Consider the following 15459-nt stretch of genomic DNA (forward strand, 5'->3'; position numbering starts at 1 on the left):
CTGGAACGAAGGGGAGTGTCATGTCAGACGCCAACCTCTTCCAACTGGGGATCGGTCTGGAGACAGGCGCCCATGAGGAAGATACCGCCCGCGGTGTGTCCACCGCTATTGTGAACTCTTTGGTCGACGCCGACCGCGAGGATCACTTCATCCGTCGCGACGGCAAGGTGTTTGCCGGCACCCATCTGATCATCGAAGTGATGAAAGGCACCGGTCTGGACTGTCAGACCCGGATCGAAGACGCCTTTCGCAAGATGGTCGAGGTTTGCGGCGCAACCCTGCTGCATATCCACACCCATAAATTCTCGCCGCAGGGCGTCTCCGGTGTGGCCGTGCTGGCCGAGAGCCATATCTCCGTGCACACGTGGCCGGAAATTGGCTATGGCGCATTTGACGTCTTCATGTGTGGCGATGCAGAGCCATGGAAGGCCGTCGATGTGCTGAAATCCGCCTTTGAAACCAATATGGTCGAAGTGCGTGAACTGTTGCGCGGCGAGGAAATCGTCGCAAAGGAGGTCGCCGCATGACGGATGAGGTCTGGAACACCGAACGCCTGCACGATCATTTCGCCCAATCCCTGCGGGTGAGCGAAATGTATTACGACAGCAAGACCGAGCACCAGCGGCTCAAGGTCTTTCAGAACGGCACCTTCGGGCGTGTTCTGACGCTCGATGACGTGGTTCAGACCACCGAAGGCGACAATTTCATCTATCACGAGATGCTGACCCATGTGCCGATCCTGGCGCATGGGGCCGCAAAACGCGTGCTGATTATCGGCGGCGGCGATGGCGGCATTGCGCGTGAGGTGCTGAAACACGCCTCGGTCGAGCATGTCACCATGGTGGAAATCGACGCCGGCGTTGTCGATTTTTCCAAGGAATACCTGCCGATGTTGAGCCAGGGCGCCTTTGACGATGCGCGGCTCACTCTGGTGATCAACGATGGCGCGGTCTTCATGAAGGAGACCGATGACAAGTTCGACGTCATCATTGTCGATTCCACCGACCCGATCGGCCCCGGTGAGGTTCTGTTTACCGATACATTCTATGGCCATGCCGCCCGCGCCCTGACCGAGGACGGCATTATCGTCACCCAGAATGGCGTGCCCTTTATGCAAGGGGATGAGCTGACCAATACGATGCGGGCCTTTCAGGCGCTGTTCCAGGACGCCACCTGCTATATTGCCACCATTCCGACCTATGTCGGCGGGCCGATGGCGCTTGGCTGGGGCAGCCCCTCGACCAAGGCGCGCGATGTGGATCTGGCAACGCTAGAGGCGCGCTTTGCCGCCGCGAACCTTACCCCCGACTACTACACGCCCGAGGTGCACAAGGCGGCGTTTGCCCTGCCGGGCTATGTCAAAAAACTGTTCCCTTGAAACAGGTTGCACAGCGCATTTAAAGAGCGCCCGCGGAGCGATACGCGGGCGTTTTTAGCGTTTCGGCGGGATCGAGTATGTCATGGTCGAGCGCGCAACCGGCGCGGATTTTCCTTCGGAGAACAGCAGCACATCCCCCACCGCCAGACTTCGGCCAAGCTTCAGCAGTCGCGCCTGCCCCAGCAGGTCGCAGCCGCTTTCGGGTTTGCGCATAAAATCAAGCGAGGCATTGGTCGTGACCGCAAGCGCCTCGCGTCCCAGATGCGCCAGCACCAGCGCATAGACCGACACATCGGCGAGCGCGAACATCGAAGGCCCCGACACGGTGCCACCGGGACGCAGGTGCCGATCCTGGACGTTCAGGCGCATGGTGATCGCACCGGGGCTCAGCTCATCAATGCTGAACTCACCCCGGATCTGCGGAAAAACATCCTCCAGATAGGCGCTCAGCCCCTCTTTTTCAAAAACCAAGTCCATCCCGGCGTCCCCACTTCTGTCTGCGCGCCAGTGTGCATGCAGCAAGGGCCGCCTCAAGAAATTTTGCATAAAACGCCACGGCATTTCAGGTCCTGCCGTTCACGGGTTCAGAACTTCTGATGATTTTTCCTAAAATTTTCGGACAATTTAGCCTTTGTTTACGAATGGCGCGGTATTGTTTCCATATTGAGGCTTCTAAAGAAGGCAAGATCGTGGCAAGAGTTGGGCAGGCCAACTGGCTTGCCGCAATTCGGGCCGCTGCTTCGGATCGTCCCTCCTACCGGATCTCTCACCCGGGTTTGACGTCCACGAAGCTGCGGCCCTAATTATTTCCGCCTCCCCGCACCGATGACCATCAGGCGATATTGCGCCCGCAGGCCACCTGCCCTATGTGCCCTGTCATGACACAAGAGCTTCATATCGTCGGCGGCGGAATGGCCGGATCCGAGGCCGCCTGGCAGGCGGCCCACATGGGCGTCAACGTGGTGATCCACGAGATGCGGCCCAAGGTTGAAACCTTTGCCCACCAGACCGGCAACTTGGGCGAAATGGTCTGCTCCAACTCCTTCCGTTCGGATGATGATGAGCAGAACGCCGTGGGGCTTTTGCATTGGGAAATGCGCGCGGCCAATGGTCTGATCATGACCACGGCGGACGAGCACCGCCTGCCCGCCGGTGGCGCCCTGGCCGTCGACCGCGATCCGTTTGCGGAAACCGTGACGGCCAAGCTCAAGGCCCTGCCCAACGTGCGGATCTCTTACGAGGAAGTCACCGACCTGCCCGCGGACGGACAGTGGATCTTTGCCACCGGCCCGCTGACCTCGCCTGCCTTGGGTGAGGCAATCCAGCGCGAGACCGGCGCAGAGCGACTGGCGTTTTTCGATGCCATTGCGCCGATTGTCTATGCAGACAGCATCGACATGTCGCAGGCTTGGATGCAGTCGAGATACGATAAGGGCGAAACCGAGGAAGAGCGCACCGCTTACCTCAATTGTCCAATGACCAAGGATCAATACGAGGCCTTCATCGACGCGCTTCTGGCTGCAGACAAGACCGAGTTCCACGAAGGCGAGACCGCCGGGTATTTCGACGGCTGCCTGCCGATCGAAGTAATGGCAGAGCGCGGGCGCGAGACCCTGCGCCATGGCCCGATGAAACCCGTGGGCCTGACCAATCCGCATAAACCGGACGAGAAAGCCTGGGCCGTGGTGCAGCTGCGCCGTGACAATGCGCTGGGTACGCTGTTTAATATCGTCGGCTTTCAGACCAAGATGAAATACGGTGCACAAGCTGATGTTTTCCGTATGATTCCTGGGCTGGAGAACGCAAGTTTTGCGCGCCTTGGCGGCATCCACCGCAACACATTCCTGAATTCGCCCACATTGCTGGATCATGAGATGCGGCTGAAATCAAAGCCCAACATCCGCTTTGCCGGTCAGGTCACGGGCGTCGAGGGCTATGTGGAAAGCGCCGCCATGGGGCTGCTGGCCGGGCGCCTTGCTGCGGCAGAGATCCTCGGCAAAGAGCTGCCGCACGTGCCGCAGGACAGCGCCATGGGGGCCTTGATCCATCACATCACCGGCGGTGCCGAGGCAAAAACCTTTCAGCCGATGAATGTGAACTTCGGCCTGTTCCGCCCTGTTGAGGGGCTGAAAGGTGGGCGTCGCGGGCGCAAGGACCGTTACAAGGCCTATACCGACCGCGCCAAGGTGGCGTGGCAGGACTGGCTGCAAAACTTTTGATGGACGCGTGCATGATCCCGGCTCTAGACTGGGATCATGACTGAAAAGTTCCTCGAAAAGGTCTACGGTCTCAATACAGTTGAAGAGACTGTCGACCATTACAATCGCTGGGCAGCCAGCTATGATGCGGAAATCGCTGAAAATAATTATGCGACTCCCGGCCGGATTGCCGATGCGCTATGGTCCGTGCTGCCCGATGCCACGGCGCCGTTGCTGGATTTTGGCTGCGGGACCGGGCTCTCCGGGATTGCCCTGCGCCGGGTTGGATATGAGGTTGTAGACGGTTTTGATCCCTCGCAGGAAATGCTGAACGTCGCTCGCAGCAAGGGTGCCCACAGGAACCTGACGCAGATCGATCCCGACAGCAGCACCCCGTTCAAATCAGGTGTCTACAAAGCGGTTGTCGCCTGTGGCGTGCTTGGTACCGGGGCGGCGCCAGCCTCCGTCTTTGGACATTTGATGCATGGATTAAACCGGGGCGATCTGCTGGCGTTTTCTCTGAACGATCATGCGCTTGCCGATCCCAGCTACATCGGTGCGATGAATGAATGGCTTGATTGCGGGGCGGCCCGGTTGCTATTCAAGGAAAGTGGCCCGCACCTACCGGGCCTCAACTTGAACGCTGACGTCTATGTGATTGAAAAAGTGTGACCTTCACCACTCGTTTTGCTCCATCTCCGACGGGGCCACTGCATCTCGGACATGCCTATTCCGCGCTGCTCGCGTCAGATATGGCCAAACAGCAGAACGGTCAGTTCCTGCTGCGCATTGAGGATATCGACCAATCCCGCGCCCGGATCTCTTGGGAGGAGCAGATCTATGAGGATCTGACGTGGCTTGGCCTGACATGGCCCACACCCGTTTTGCGCCAATCAGATCGCCTGCCACGATACCGTGCAGCGTTAGAACGGCTCAATGCGCGTGGCCTGACCTATCCGTGCCGGTGCAACCGCTCTGATATTGAGCTGGCTGCGGGCGCGCCCCAAGAAGGCGTGCCGCAGTTCGGCCCAGATGGACGGATCTACCCCGGAACTTGCCGCCAGCGTCGTATGGCAGAGGCAGGCTCAACTGATGTGATCCGGCTGAATATGGCGGCCGCGCTGGATCAGCTCTCTCAATTGGCTTTTTTTGAGACATCGCAGGATCTTGGCGGATGTATTTCACTCGAACGGGACCACCTGATTCAGGCGGTGGGCGACATCATTCTCGTGCGCCGCAATATGGGCAGCTCCTATCACCTGTCCGTGGTGGTGGACGATGCAGATCAGGGGATCACCGATGTAGTGCGTGGGGCAGATCTGTTTGAGAGCACGCAGATCCATGTGGTGTTGCAAGCCCTCCTGGACCTGCCGGTACCGCGTTACCACCACCACAGATTGATCCGCGATCCGGACGGCAAGCGCCTCGCCAAGCGGGATGACGCCCGCGCGATTGCAAAATATCGTGCCGACGGCGCCAGTCCGCAAGACATCAGAGCGCTTGTCGGATTGGACTAAATCCTCAGAAAAATCAGGACATTGGCGTCATAATCTCAACTTCTTCGCCATCGCGCACCGCGGTATAGAAGCAGCTGCGCCGGTTGGTGTGGCACGCGGGGCCGGTCTGCCGCACCAGCGCCAGCAGCGCATCCCGATCACAGTCCACCCGCAGCTCCACCAGCTCCTGAACGTGGCCGGAGCTTTCGCCCTTGATCCAGAACGACTGGCGGGAGCGCGACCAATAGGTCACGCGCCCGGTCTCGAGTGTCTTGGCAACGCTTTCCGCATTCATCCAGGCCATCATCAGGATTTCGCCGCTTTCCACGTCCTGCGCGATACAGGGCACCAGCCCCGCCTCATTGTAAGTCAACGTTTCAGGCGAAAATTTCACCGGATCTTGCATGTCAAAAACCTTTTGCATCTCGGGGGCGCGCCCCTATGTATGGGGAACACGGCCTTAGGGAAACCCAGGAAATCTACATGTCCGGCGAAACCGATCTGATCAAGCTTTACTCCACCAAGATCCTCGCGCTGGCGGCGGATATTCCGCATCAGGGGTCGCTGGACGCGCCGGATGCGACGGTCAAGCGGCGCTCGCCACTGTGCGGGTCAACTGTAACGGTGGATGTGGCGCTGGAGGATGGCAAGGTCGCGCGATTTGCGCAGGACGTCAAAGCCTGCGCGCTCGGCCAGGCCTCAGCCGCCGTCGTGGGCGCAGCGATCATCGGGCGCAGCACGGGTGAGGTTGAAACAGCCCGCGATCAGCTGAAGGCGATGCTGACCGAAGGCGGCCCTGCCCCGGATGCCCCATTTGACGGTCTCGAAGTGCTGACGCCGGCCCGGGAATTCAAGAACCGGCACGCCTCGATCATGCTGGCGCTGGAGGCCACGCTGGAGGCGATGCAGACCGCACAAAAGGCCGACTGCGCCTGACCTGCCGCGGTACCATTCTCTCCTAAACAGCAGTAACCAAGAAAAAACCGCCGCACATCCGGGCAGATGGCGGCGGTAAGTCAAAGCACTGTCACGCGGGACCCGGGAGACACCAAACACCGGAGGCAATGCTCTGGTGCGGATCGAACAGGCAATCGATCCTTACGGGACTTGAGGCTGGTGCCCCCGGCATGACAGCACAAAGGAAACTGTGAACGGGTTACAAAAGGCGTGAAGACGTCGTTTAGATCAGGCCCGGCAGATGCAGTCCGACGATCAGCATGACAACCAGAGACGCCGCGCCCAGAGCATCCTGCAACAGGGTGGACTGTGAATTGCGCAGTGCGGATTTGAATTGCGTGACCATCTGAAAACCTCCTCGATCTCTGTCCTGCGTTCGCGACGCCTTGTTGTCCTTTTGTTCTCATTTCACGCGAGTCGTGTAAAGAACTTTTTGAGAACATTTGCGAACAAACTGGAACAAAGATGAGAGCGCGTTTCCGGAGGAACGGATTATCCCACTGAAATCAGGCGGATAGCCTCATCCTGACGCAACAGCCACAACAGCGTGCGCGCCGCGCGCCCCCGGTCACTGGTCAGATCCGGGTCAGAGGTCATCAGGGCACGTGCGTCGCTCTGGGCGATCGCCATCAGATCCGCCTGCCGTTCCAGATCCGCGATCCGGAAACGCGGCAGGCCGGATTGGGCGGTGCCGATGACATCCCCCGCACCACGCATTTGCAGGTCGGTTTCGGCAATGACAAAACCATCCTCGCTTTCGCGCAGCACCTCAAGCCGCCTGCGCCCGCCCTCGGTGAGCGGAGGCTGATACATCAACAGACAGGTGGATTGGGCCGTTCCACGCCCGACACGTCCGCGCAGCTGGTGCAATTGCGCAAGGCCAAAGATCTCGGCGCGCTCGATCACCATGATGGAGGCATTGGGCACATTCACCCCCACCTCGATCACCGTCGTTGCGACCAGAACCCGAGTGCGCCCTTCCTGGAAGGCGGTCATGGCGGCGTCTTTTTCTGCTGGGGGCATCTGACCATGCACCAACCCCACCACATCATCGCCCAGCACCGCCCGCAGGTGTTTGAACCGCTCATCGGCAGCGGTCAGATCCATAACCTCGGATTCTTCGACCAGTGGGCAGACCCAATAACACTGTCGCCCCTCGGCAATGGCGCGGCGCAGATGGTCCACCACCTCGGACATGCGTTCGGTGCTGAGGATCGCGGTTTTGATCGGTTTGCGACCCGGTGGTTTCTCGTCGAGGATCGAGACTTCCATATCGCCGTATTGGGTCAACGCCAGCGAGCGCGGGATCGGCGTCGCGGTCATCACCAGCACATCGGCACGCTTGCCCTTTTCGGCCAGCTCCATCCGTTGCCGCACGCCAAAGCGGTGCTGTTCGTCGACAATGACCAGCCGCAAATCGTCAAAGACAACATCCTGCTGAAACACCGCATGGGTGCCGACAAGGATATGAATATCGCCACGTTGCAGCGCCTCGGTCTTGGCACGCCGGTCCTTGCCCTTGTCACGCCCGGTCAGGATCTCAAGCACCACACCGGCGTCATCGGCCAGGGGTTTCAGCCCCTCAAGGTGTTGACGCGCAAGGATTTCTGTCGGCGCCATCATCACGCCCTGGCCACCAGCCTCCACGGCCACCAGCAGCGCCATAAAGGCCACCAGCGTCTTGCCCGCCCCGACATCGCCTTGCAGCAACCGGTTCATCCGCCGCCCGGAGGCCATATCGGCGGTGATCTCTTCGATCGCGCGCCCCTGTGCGCCCGTGGGCTTATACGGCAGCGCAGAGAGCACTTTGCTTTGCAGTTTTCCCGTGGCGACAGAGCTGCGCCCCGGCTGTTCACGCTCCACCGAGCGGGCAATGGCCAGCGTCAGTTGATGGGCGAACAACTCATCATAGGCAAGCCGGGCCCGCGCCGGGGATTCGGGCTCCAGATCGCTCAGGTGCCCCGGTGCGTGGGCTGTGGCGATGGCCTCGTGCCAATCCGCCCAGCCCTGCTTGGCCTTATAGGATGCATCCATCCATTCGGTGAGCTCGGGCACCCTTTGCAAGGCGCTCTGCACCGCCTTGAACATGGTTTTCTGCGTGATGCCGTGAGTCAGGTGATACACCGGTTCGAAATCCGGAATATCGCCCGCCTCCTCCAAGGGCAGCATGTGATCCGGGTGGACCATCTGCGCCATGCCGTCGAACAGCTCCAGCTTGCCCGAAACCACACGGCGGGACCCTTCCGGCAATTGCGCGGTCAGATAGCGGCTGCGCCCGTGGAAAAAGACCAGTTGAAACTCCGTTTCCTGATCCGTCACATCAATCCGGTAGGCCCCGCCCTTGTTGCGCGCGGGGCGATGACGTCCGACCGTGATCTCAACCGTCGCCGTCGTAGGTAACTCAAGCCCCCGAATGGTCTCGCGCCGACGCCGATCCACAACGCTATAGGGGAGCGCGAACAACAGATCCCGCGGCGCCGTGATCTGCAACTGTGCAAAGTGTTCGGCGGTTTTTGGACCGACACCTTGCAAAGTCTCCAATTCCGCAAAAAGCGGGAACAGTTGTTCCGGACGTCCGCTCATGATGCGCTCATGCCTGCCCGATCAAATCCAGCCATTGATCCTCATCCATGGTATGCACATCAAGCTCTGCTGCTTTGGTCGCCTTGGAGCCTGCACCCGGACCGGCCACCAGAATATCAGTCTTTTTGGACACCGAGCCCGAGACCTTCGCGCCCAAGGCTTCGGCACGGGCCTTGGCTTCGGCGCGGGTCATTTTCTCCAGCGTGCCGGTAAACACCACGGTTTTGCCCGCAACGGGGCTGTCCTCTGTCGGGGCGTCCGGTTCAATCACCTCCAGATGCGCGATCAGCCGGTCAAAGGCCGCGCGTTCTTCGGGGTTGGCAAAGGCATCGGAGAGCGACAGCGCCACAGTCGGGCCAAGCCCATCGACGCTGATCAAATCATCCCAGGCCGCCTGCGCATCGGGGGCAACCTCACAGGCGGCAATCGCCGCTTTGCGTATTTCGGAAATCCTGGCGCGGCGTTCCTCGGCCTGAGCGGTCTGCCGTTCCGACAGTTCCGCCTCATCTGCGGCCCGATGCGCCAGCGCTGCCGGGCGTGCCAGATCTGCGGCCTCGGCAAGCGCAGCCCAAGTGCGGAAATGCAGAGCAAGATCTTTCGCGGCCACCTCGCCCACATGGCGAATGCCGAGGCCAAAGATCAGCCGCGCAAACTCGATGCGCCGCTTGTCATCAATAGCCGCAAACAAGGCGGATGCAGATTTGTCGCCCCAGCCTTCGCGGTTCTTGAGCTGCTGCATCCCGCTGCCATATCTTTCTTTTAATTCAAAGATATCGGCGGGCTCTTTGATCCAACCGTCGCTGTGGAACTGCTCGACCTGCTTGGCCCCCAGGCCTTCAATGTCAAAGGCCGCGCGGGAGACAAAATGTTTGAGTTTCTCGACAGCCTGCGCCGGGCAGATCAACCCGCCGCTGCACCGCCGCACCGCATCGCCCTCCTCACGCACCGCCGGGCTGTTGCAGCGCGGACAATGGGTCGGGAATGCATACACTTCTGCGCCGTCGGGACGCCGGTTCAGGTCGACATCAGCAACCTTCGGGATCACATCGCCCGCGCGATAGATCTGCACCCAATCGCCGACGCGGATGTCCTTGCCGTCCCGGATTGTCGCCCCCTTGGAGTCGAGGCCCGCGATGTAATCCTCGTTGTGCAACGTGGCGTTGGACACGACCACACCGCCCACCGTCACCGGCTGCAATCGCGCCACCGGGCTGAGCGCCCCGGTCCGCCCCACCTGAATGTCGATACCGTCGAGACGCGTCCAGGCCAGTTCGGCCGGGAATTTATGCGCAATGGCCCAGCGTGGGGTGGTGGAGCGAAAACCGAGACGTTCCTGAAGCGCGAGGTTGTTTACCTTGTAGACCACGCCGTCGATGTCATAGCCTAGATCCGCGCGCTGTTCTTCGATGCTGTGATAATGCGTCAGCAATTCTGCAATGGTCTGACAGCAGCGGGTCAGCGGGTTGGTCTGGAAGCCGAGGGATTTAAATCTCTCAATCGCGTCAATTTGCGTTTCTGCGAGAGGTTCAGACAGCTCCCCCCAGCTGTAAGCAAAGAAGCGCAAAGGTCTGGCGCGGGTGATCTCCGCATCAAGCTGGCGCAGGGAACCGGCGGCCGCGTTGCGCGGGTTGGCAAAGATCTTGCCACCGGTTTCCGCGTGGCGGGCGTTCAGCGCCTCAAAATCTGCGTGGCTCATATAGACCTCGCCACGCACCTCCAGCACCTCCGGCGCACCGGTGATCTGCTGCGGGATATCTTCGATGGTGCGGGCATTCTCGGTGACATTCTCGCCGACAGCACCGTCCCCCCGCGTCGCCGCCTGCACCAGCGTCCCGTTCTCATAGCGAAGAGAGAGCGACAATCCGTCGATCTTGGGTTCTGCCGTAAAGGCAAGTGGGGCGTCGGAGGACAGGCCAAGGTAGCGGCGCAGCCCGGTGGCAAAATCCTCAACATCCTGATCTTCAAACGCATTTCCCAGCGACATCATGCGCACGGCATGCGCCACCTTGCCAAATCCGGAGGCGGCGGGCGCACCAACGCTCTCGACACGCGTGGCCCCCTCGGCGAGTTCGGGAAAGGCCTCGGCCAAGGCCAGATAACGCCGCTTCAGACGGTCATACTCCGCATCCGACAGCGTCGGGGCGTCTTTCTGGTGATAGTCGAGATCCGCGGCCTCGATCTGCGCCTGAAGCGCTTCGAATTCGTCACGCGCGTCGGTCGCATTCATCGACCGGGGATCCTGCTCTGTCATCCTGGCTCCGCCCTTCGGGTATCTGTCTTGCCTTGGTGATAGTGCCCGATATGGAGGAGGTCCAGTGCCAGATCCTAGAGACGAAAAACCCCGCCGGGATGCTCAGCCCGACGGGGTTTTGAAAACCTTCAGGTTTCCGGATTTTTCTGCGTTCAGGCGCCAACCGCCATGCGTGGACCACCGGCCGAGAGATCTTCTTGTGGATCGCGCAGCACGTAGCCACGGCCCCAGACGGTCTCGATATAGTTCTCGCCATCCGTTGCGGTGCTGAGCTTCTTGCGCAGTTTGCAGATGAACACGTCGATGATCTTCAGTTCCGGTTCATCCATGCCGCCATAGAGGTGGTTCAGGAACATCTCTTTGGTCAGGGTCGTGCCCTTGCGCAGGGAGAGCAGCTCCAGCATCTGGTATTCCTTGCCGGTCAGATGCACGGATTTGCCCTCGACGTCGACGGTCTTGGCATCCAGGTTAACCGAAATCTTGCCGGTCTTGATGATCGACTGGGAATGCCCCTTCGAGCGGCGGATGATCGCGTGAATGCGCGCCACCAGTTCCTCGCGGTGGAACGGCTTGGTCAGATAGTCATCCGCGCCAAAGCCAAAGCCCTTGATCTTGTTCTCGGTGTCATCGGCGCCGGAGAGGATCAGGATCGGGGTCTCAATACGCGACAAACGCAGCTGACGCAGAACCTCATGACCGTTCATGTCCGGCAGACCCAGATCCAGCAGGATCAGGTCATAGTCGTAAAGCTTTGCCAGATCGATGCCCTCTTCGCCGAGGTCCGTGGTGTAAACGTTCAGGTTTGCATGAGTCAGCATCAGCTCGATGCTTTTCGCTGTCGTGGGATCATCCTCGACCAGAAGAATGCGCATATTGGGTCTCCGCCTGTACTCTGTTGTCCTCAGGTTGCGTTAACCTTGCTTGGAAAAGGTTAATGTCCCGTTACCATGTTGGTTAATTTTCCCGGATCGAACAAGTTAACGCGGCGGTTTTTACCTCAGGGATTACGATAATCCTTCAAACGCGTGGTTTTGAGGGCGTCTTCGCCGTGATCGGCAACCGCGGCGACCCAGCTCCGGAACTCTTCTTCACTCAGATTATACAGACGTAGTGCCTCGGTCTGGGGAATCAATCCGTACAAAACCCCGCGCACAACCGCGGCCTTGCGCGATGCCACCCATCGTTTTGTGGTTTGCGGCGGTAAATCCGCCCGAGTCATGACTGTTCCGTCCGGCAGAGTGACCGCACGGGGGCCATCAACTTTCTTTAAAAACATCGCTATGCCCTTACTAGGATGCGTAATCAGCTTGGTAGAGGCAGAGTGGCGCGCAGGCATTAACGGTAAGTGAAATCGCCCCCTTGAGAATACTTAGCATTTTCCTATATTCTTCGATGCTTTCCCTCTCCTCTTTCGGACCCGCAAGGAGTACGCCATGGCACTGGACAATGAGGCACCAGTGAATTCGCTAGGTTTTGCAAAATCGCCCGCCGAGACGCGCGTCGTCGTTGCCATGTCCGGCGGCGTCGATAGCTCTGTTGTGGCGGCCTATCTGGCGGAACAGGGCTATGATGTGGTTGGTGTGACGCTGCAGCTTTATGACCACGGGGCGGCTCTGGCCAAAAAGGGCGCCTGCTGCGCCGGCATTGATATTCACGACGCCCGCCGAGTCGCGGAGGAGCGCGGCTTTCCACATTATGTTCTGGATTATGAGAACATTTTTAAGGATGCCGTGATTGACGAGTTCGCCGACAGCTATTTGGCCGGGGCGACGCCGGTGCCCTGCATCCGCTGCAACGAGCGCGTGAAGTTCAAGGATCTGCTGGAAACCGCCAAGGATCTGGAGGCCGACTGTATGGCAACCGGTCACTATATCCAGCGCAAGATGGGCGAACATGGCCCGGAGCTGCACTCCGCCGAGGATGCCAACCGCGATCAGAGCTATTTCCTGTTCTCCACCACGCCCGAGCAGCTCGATTTCCTGCGCTTTCCGCTGGGCCATTTGCCCTCCAAGGACGCCACCCGCGAGATGGCGGCGCAATACGGCCTGTCGGTTGCGGATAAACCGGACAGTCAGGACATCTGCTTTGTCCCCAACGGCGACTACGCCTCGGTGATCGAGAAACTGCGCCCCGGCGCGGCAGAGCCGGGACAGATCGTGCATGCCGATGGCCGCGTGTTGGGAGACCACAACGGAGTCATTCACTACACCATCGGCCAACGTCGCGGCCTTGGCATCGGTGGGCTGAGCGAGCCGCTTTATGTGGTAAAGCTCGATGTGGACCAAAAGCAGGTAATCGTCGGCCCGAAAGAAATGCTGGCCACGCGCCGGGTGCCGGTGCGCGAGATCAACTGGCTGGGGGATGAGCCTTTCACCAGCCGTGCGGAATGGCATCTGAGCGTCAAGGTGCGCTCCACCCGTCCACCGCGCGATGCGATCATCCGACCGATCTCGGACACCGAGGCGGAGGTGGAACTGTTCTCCGCCGAGGAAGGCATTTCGCCCGGTCAGGCCTGTGTGTTCTATGATCCAAACGGCAGCCGCATTTTTGGCGGCGGCTGGATCTGGAGAGGTCACTAAAACGAGGGAGCCTCCGGGCTCCCTTTTGGTTCGCTCAGCCCCAGTAGAGTCGCCTCAAACCTGCGGCAATCTTTCAAGGACCGCGCGCGCGGCACGCAGGCCGGGTGCATCGCCCCCCTCGCCAACCCGATCCATCGTCAGGCGCATGGCATCCTGTTGCGCGTCAGGCGCGCTCAGCACCTGATCAAGCCGCGCCGCAATATTTTCGGCGGTGCATTCGGGACCAAGGCATTCCGGCACCACGCGGGTCTCGCTCACCAGATTGACCAATGTCACCGTGTCAATCAGTGCCATGCGCTTCATGATCTGCCACGTGAGCCAATTGAATCGATAGGCAATCACCATCGGTGTGCGGGCCGCCGCCAGTTCCAAAGACACCGTTCCCGATGCGGCCAAAGCCAGACCCGCAGTGGCAAAGGCTGCACGCTTGTGCGCGGCAAACTCAGCGCCCGTATGATCAGCAGGATCAAGCACGATGCAGCCCTCGGGCCAATCCACGAGTTTTTCACGCACCAAGGGCGCCACATGCGCGGCTGCCGGAACGACGATCCGGTGCCCCGGGTGTTTGGCGTTGAACTCACGCAGGGCTGCGCCGAAGACATCCGCAAGCCGTGCAACCTCGGAGCGGCGCGACCCCGGCAGCGCCAGCAAAACCGGCGCATCACCCAGATCGAATGCCGCACGGAACACCGCAATCTCAGCCTCTGTCGCCTGGGGTTCCGCCACCACCGGATGGCCGACAAAATCGCACTCCATCCCGGCGGCTTCCATATAGGGCGGCTCGAACGGCAGCAGCGCCAGCACATGGTCGATGACCTTCGCCATCTTTGTCGCACGCCCCGGACGCCAGGCCCAGACGGAGGGCGCAACATAGTGCACGGTGCGAATATCGCTGGCGTCCTTCACCAGCTTTGCAACGCGCAGGGAAAAATCCGGGCTGTCGATGGTGATCATCACGTCAGGCTGCATGGCCACCACCGCATCGGCGGTTTCCTGAATGCGGCGCTTGAGGTCGAAATACTTTGGCAGAACCTCGGCGATCCCCATGACGGAGAGTTCCTCCATCGGGAATTGCGAGCGGAGCCCCTCGGCCTGCATCAGGCTGCCGCCGATGCCTTCAAAGGACACCCCCGGTGACAGCTCCTTGAGGCCGCGCATCAATGCGGCACCAAGCCGGTCGCCCGAAGGCTCACCCGCGAGGATAAACACCCGAAGGCTCATGGGATCAGGCCTGACGCAGCCAGAGGAACATGCCCCGGCGGTCGCACGCGGCGATGACCTCTTCGCGGTCCAGAACGATCACGCCCTCGGCCTCGAGGACAATGCCGTTCAGACCGGCCATGGCCGCACCTTCGACGGTGGCCGGGCCGATGGTCGGCAGATCGGCGCGCCGGTCCTGTCCGGCCTTCGGGGCCTTGTAGAACAGACCTCCCTGCCCGTCCGGACGATTGGCGAGGCTCGCGAGCATCCAATCCGTGCCAAACAGGGTCTCGATTGCGATCGCCTGACCGGACCGCACCGCACAGGCCTGCCCGATGTCGGCGGCGCTCAGGCCAAAGGCGATGACAGCGGCGCGTTCGGCATCGGCCTTGTCGATCTCGCCCGGCTGTACCTTGGTCGGAACACCCTCATCCATCAACAGATCCGGCGCGATCTCATGGGCGGCCTTCACGGCAAAGCCGCTTTGTTCGAGAATGCCGATCACTGCTCGCAGCGCCCCGTCGTCGCCTGCGGCAATGGCCGCCTGCAACACCGGCACCAGCGGCAAAGTGGCGGCATCAATCGCGCCCGGGTCAATCTGCGGTCGCGTCACCGCGCCCGCCAGGCAGACCTCGGTCGCGCCCCGGGATTTCAGCTCTTCCAGAAAGCTGCCCAATTGTTCGAGGCGGAAGGTGATGTCGGCCTCGACCGTGTCCGGTTCGGACCCGGCCATGGCGCATACCATGGGGCGCTCCGGCAGCCGCGCAATCAATTCCGCGGGCAAGGCCCCGCGTCCGGCAATCAGTGCAATCATGTC

General features: G+C 60.6%; 16 protein-coding genes. 7 read left to right on the top strand and 9 right to left on the bottom strand.

Annotation, left to right across the window (positions count from 1 at the left end):
• Positions 1 to 20 precede the first annotated feature (20 nt).
• Both speD and speE read left to right on the top strand, forming a co-directional pair.
• Positions 21 to 527 carry an adenosylmethionine decarboxylase gene (speD, locus tag MHM97_RS07840; protein ID WP_239321578.1) on the top strand — a complete coding sequence of 169 codons (507 nt, stop codon included), beginning with the start codon at positions 21 to 23 and terminating at the stop codon, positions 525 to 527.
• Positions 524 to 1378, top strand: coding sequence for a polyamine aminopropyltransferase (speE, locus tag MHM97_RS07845; RefSeq protein ID WP_239321580.1), 855 nt, complete (start codon positions 524 to 526; stop codon positions 1376 to 1378). Before speD ends, speE begins: the two co-directional genes overlap by 4 nt.
• Before the next feature lie 54 nt (positions 1379 to 1432).
• On the opposite strand, the gene MHM97_RS07850 is transcribed toward speE, so the two are convergent.
• Positions 1433 to 1855: a PaaI family thioesterase gene (locus tag MHM97_RS07850; protein ID WP_239321582.1), complete on the bottom strand. Its 423-nt coding sequence runs from the start codon at positions 1853 to 1855 to the stop codon at positions 1433 to 1435.
• A gap of 401 nt (positions 1856 to 2256) precedes the next feature.
• On the opposite strand from MHM97_RS07850, the gene trmFO reads away from it, so the two are divergent.
• The 3 genes from trmFO to gluQRS are packed head-to-tail and all read left to right on the top strand — an operon-like array spanning position 2257 to position 5093.
• A complete protein-coding gene (gene trmFO, locus MHM97_RS07855) occupies positions 2257 to 3597 on the top strand; it encodes a methylenetetrahydrofolate--tRNA-(uracil(54)-C(5))-methyltransferase (FADH(2)-oxidizing) TrmFO (protein ID WP_239321584.1) in 1341 nt (446 codons plus the stop codon).
• Between the two features lie 36 nt (positions 3598 to 3633).
• Positions 3634 to 4248: a class I SAM-dependent DNA methyltransferase gene (locus MHM97_RS07860; protein ID WP_239321586.1), complete on the top strand. Its 615-nt coding sequence runs from the start codon at positions 3634 to 3636 to the stop codon at positions 4246 to 4248.
• A complete protein-coding gene (gene gluQRS / locus MHM97_RS07865) occupies positions 4245 to 5093 on the top strand; it encodes a tRNA glutamyl-Q(34) synthetase GluQRS (RefSeq protein WP_239321588.1) in 849 nt (282 codons plus the stop codon). The genes MHM97_RS07860 and gluQRS overlap by 4 nt, the downstream gene beginning before the upstream one ends.
• A 13-nt stretch (positions 5094 to 5106) precedes the next feature.
• Here gluQRS and hisI read toward each other — a convergent pair whose 3' ends face one another.
• Positions 5107 to 5496 (bottom strand): phosphoribosyl-AMP cyclohydrolase, encoded by a 390-nt coding sequence (hisI, locus tag MHM97_RS07870; protein WP_239321590.1) that lies wholly within the window; start codon positions 5494 to 5496, stop codon positions 5107 to 5109.
• A 59-nt stretch (positions 5497 to 5555) separates the two neighbouring features.
• On the opposite strand from hisI, the gene MHM97_RS07875 reads away from it, so the two are divergent.
• Positions 5556 to 6008 carry an iron-sulfur cluster assembly scaffold protein gene (locus MHM97_RS07875; RefSeq protein WP_239321592.1) on the top strand — a complete coding sequence of 151 codons (453 nt, stop codon included), beginning with the start codon at positions 5556 to 5558 and terminating at the stop codon, positions 6006 to 6008.
• 244 nt (positions 6009 to 6252) lie between these two features.
• Here MHM97_RS07875 and MHM97_RS22735 read toward each other — a convergent pair whose 3' ends face one another.
• The 5 genes from MHM97_RS22735 to sciP form a co-directional block, all read right to left on the bottom strand.
• Positions 6253 to 6375: a hypothetical protein gene (locus tag MHM97_RS22735; RefSeq protein ID WP_255729556.1), complete on the bottom strand. Its 123-nt coding sequence runs from the start codon at positions 6373 to 6375 to the stop codon at positions 6253 to 6255.
• A 146-nt stretch (positions 6376 to 6521) separates the two neighbouring features.
• Positions 6522 to 8612, bottom strand: coding sequence for an ATP-dependent DNA helicase RecG (recG, locus tag MHM97_RS07880; protein WP_239321594.1), 2091 nt, complete (start codon positions 8610 to 8612; stop codon positions 6522 to 6524).
• Between the two features lie 7 nt (positions 8613 to 8619).
• Positions 8620 to 10839 carry an NAD-dependent DNA ligase LigA gene (gene ligA, locus MHM97_RS07885; protein WP_239322030.1) on the bottom strand — a complete coding sequence of 740 codons (2220 nt, stop codon included), beginning with the start codon at positions 10837 to 10839 and terminating at the stop codon, positions 8620 to 8622.
• 176 nt (positions 10840 to 11015) lie between these two features.
• Positions 11016 to 11735 (bottom strand): response regulator transcription factor CtrA, encoded by a 720-nt coding sequence (ctrA, locus tag MHM97_RS07890; protein WP_011538736.1) that lies wholly within the window; start codon positions 11733 to 11735, stop codon positions 11016 to 11018.
• 125 nt (positions 11736 to 11860) lie between these two features.
• Positions 11861 to 12139, bottom strand: coding sequence for a CtrA inhibitor SciP (sciP, locus tag MHM97_RS07895; RefSeq protein ID WP_005611705.1), 279 nt, complete (start codon positions 12137 to 12139; stop codon positions 11861 to 11863).
• Positions 12140 to 12296: 157 nt separating this feature from the next.
• Between sciP and mnmA the strand changes: the two genes are divergently transcribed.
• Complete coding sequence (gene mnmA / locus MHM97_RS07900) at positions 12297 to 13442, top strand: tRNA 2-thiouridine(34) synthase MnmA (RefSeq protein WP_239321596.1); 1146 nt, start codon at positions 12297 to 12299, stop codon at positions 13440 to 13442.
• Between the two features lie 54 nt (positions 13443 to 13496).
• Here mnmA and lpxB read toward each other — a convergent pair whose 3' ends face one another.
• The gene (lpxB, locus tag MHM97_RS07905; RefSeq protein WP_239321598.1) at positions 13497 to 14663 is read right to left on the bottom strand and encodes a lipid-A-disaccharide synthase; all 1167 of its coding nucleotides are present in this window, start codon (positions 14661 to 14663) and stop codon (positions 13497 to 13499) included.
• Positions 14664 to 14667: 4 nt separating this feature from the next.
• Complete coding sequence (locus MHM97_RS07910) at positions 14668 to 15456, bottom strand: LpxI family protein (RefSeq protein ID WP_239321600.1); 789 nt, start codon at positions 15454 to 15456, stop codon at positions 14668 to 14670.
• Positions 15457 to 15459 lie beyond the last annotated feature (3 nt).

The organism is Epibacterium sp. Ofav1-8 (assembly GCF_022348185.1).
Lineage (GTDB): Bacteria > Pseudomonadota > Alphaproteobacteria > Rhodobacterales > Rhodobacteraceae > Epibacterium.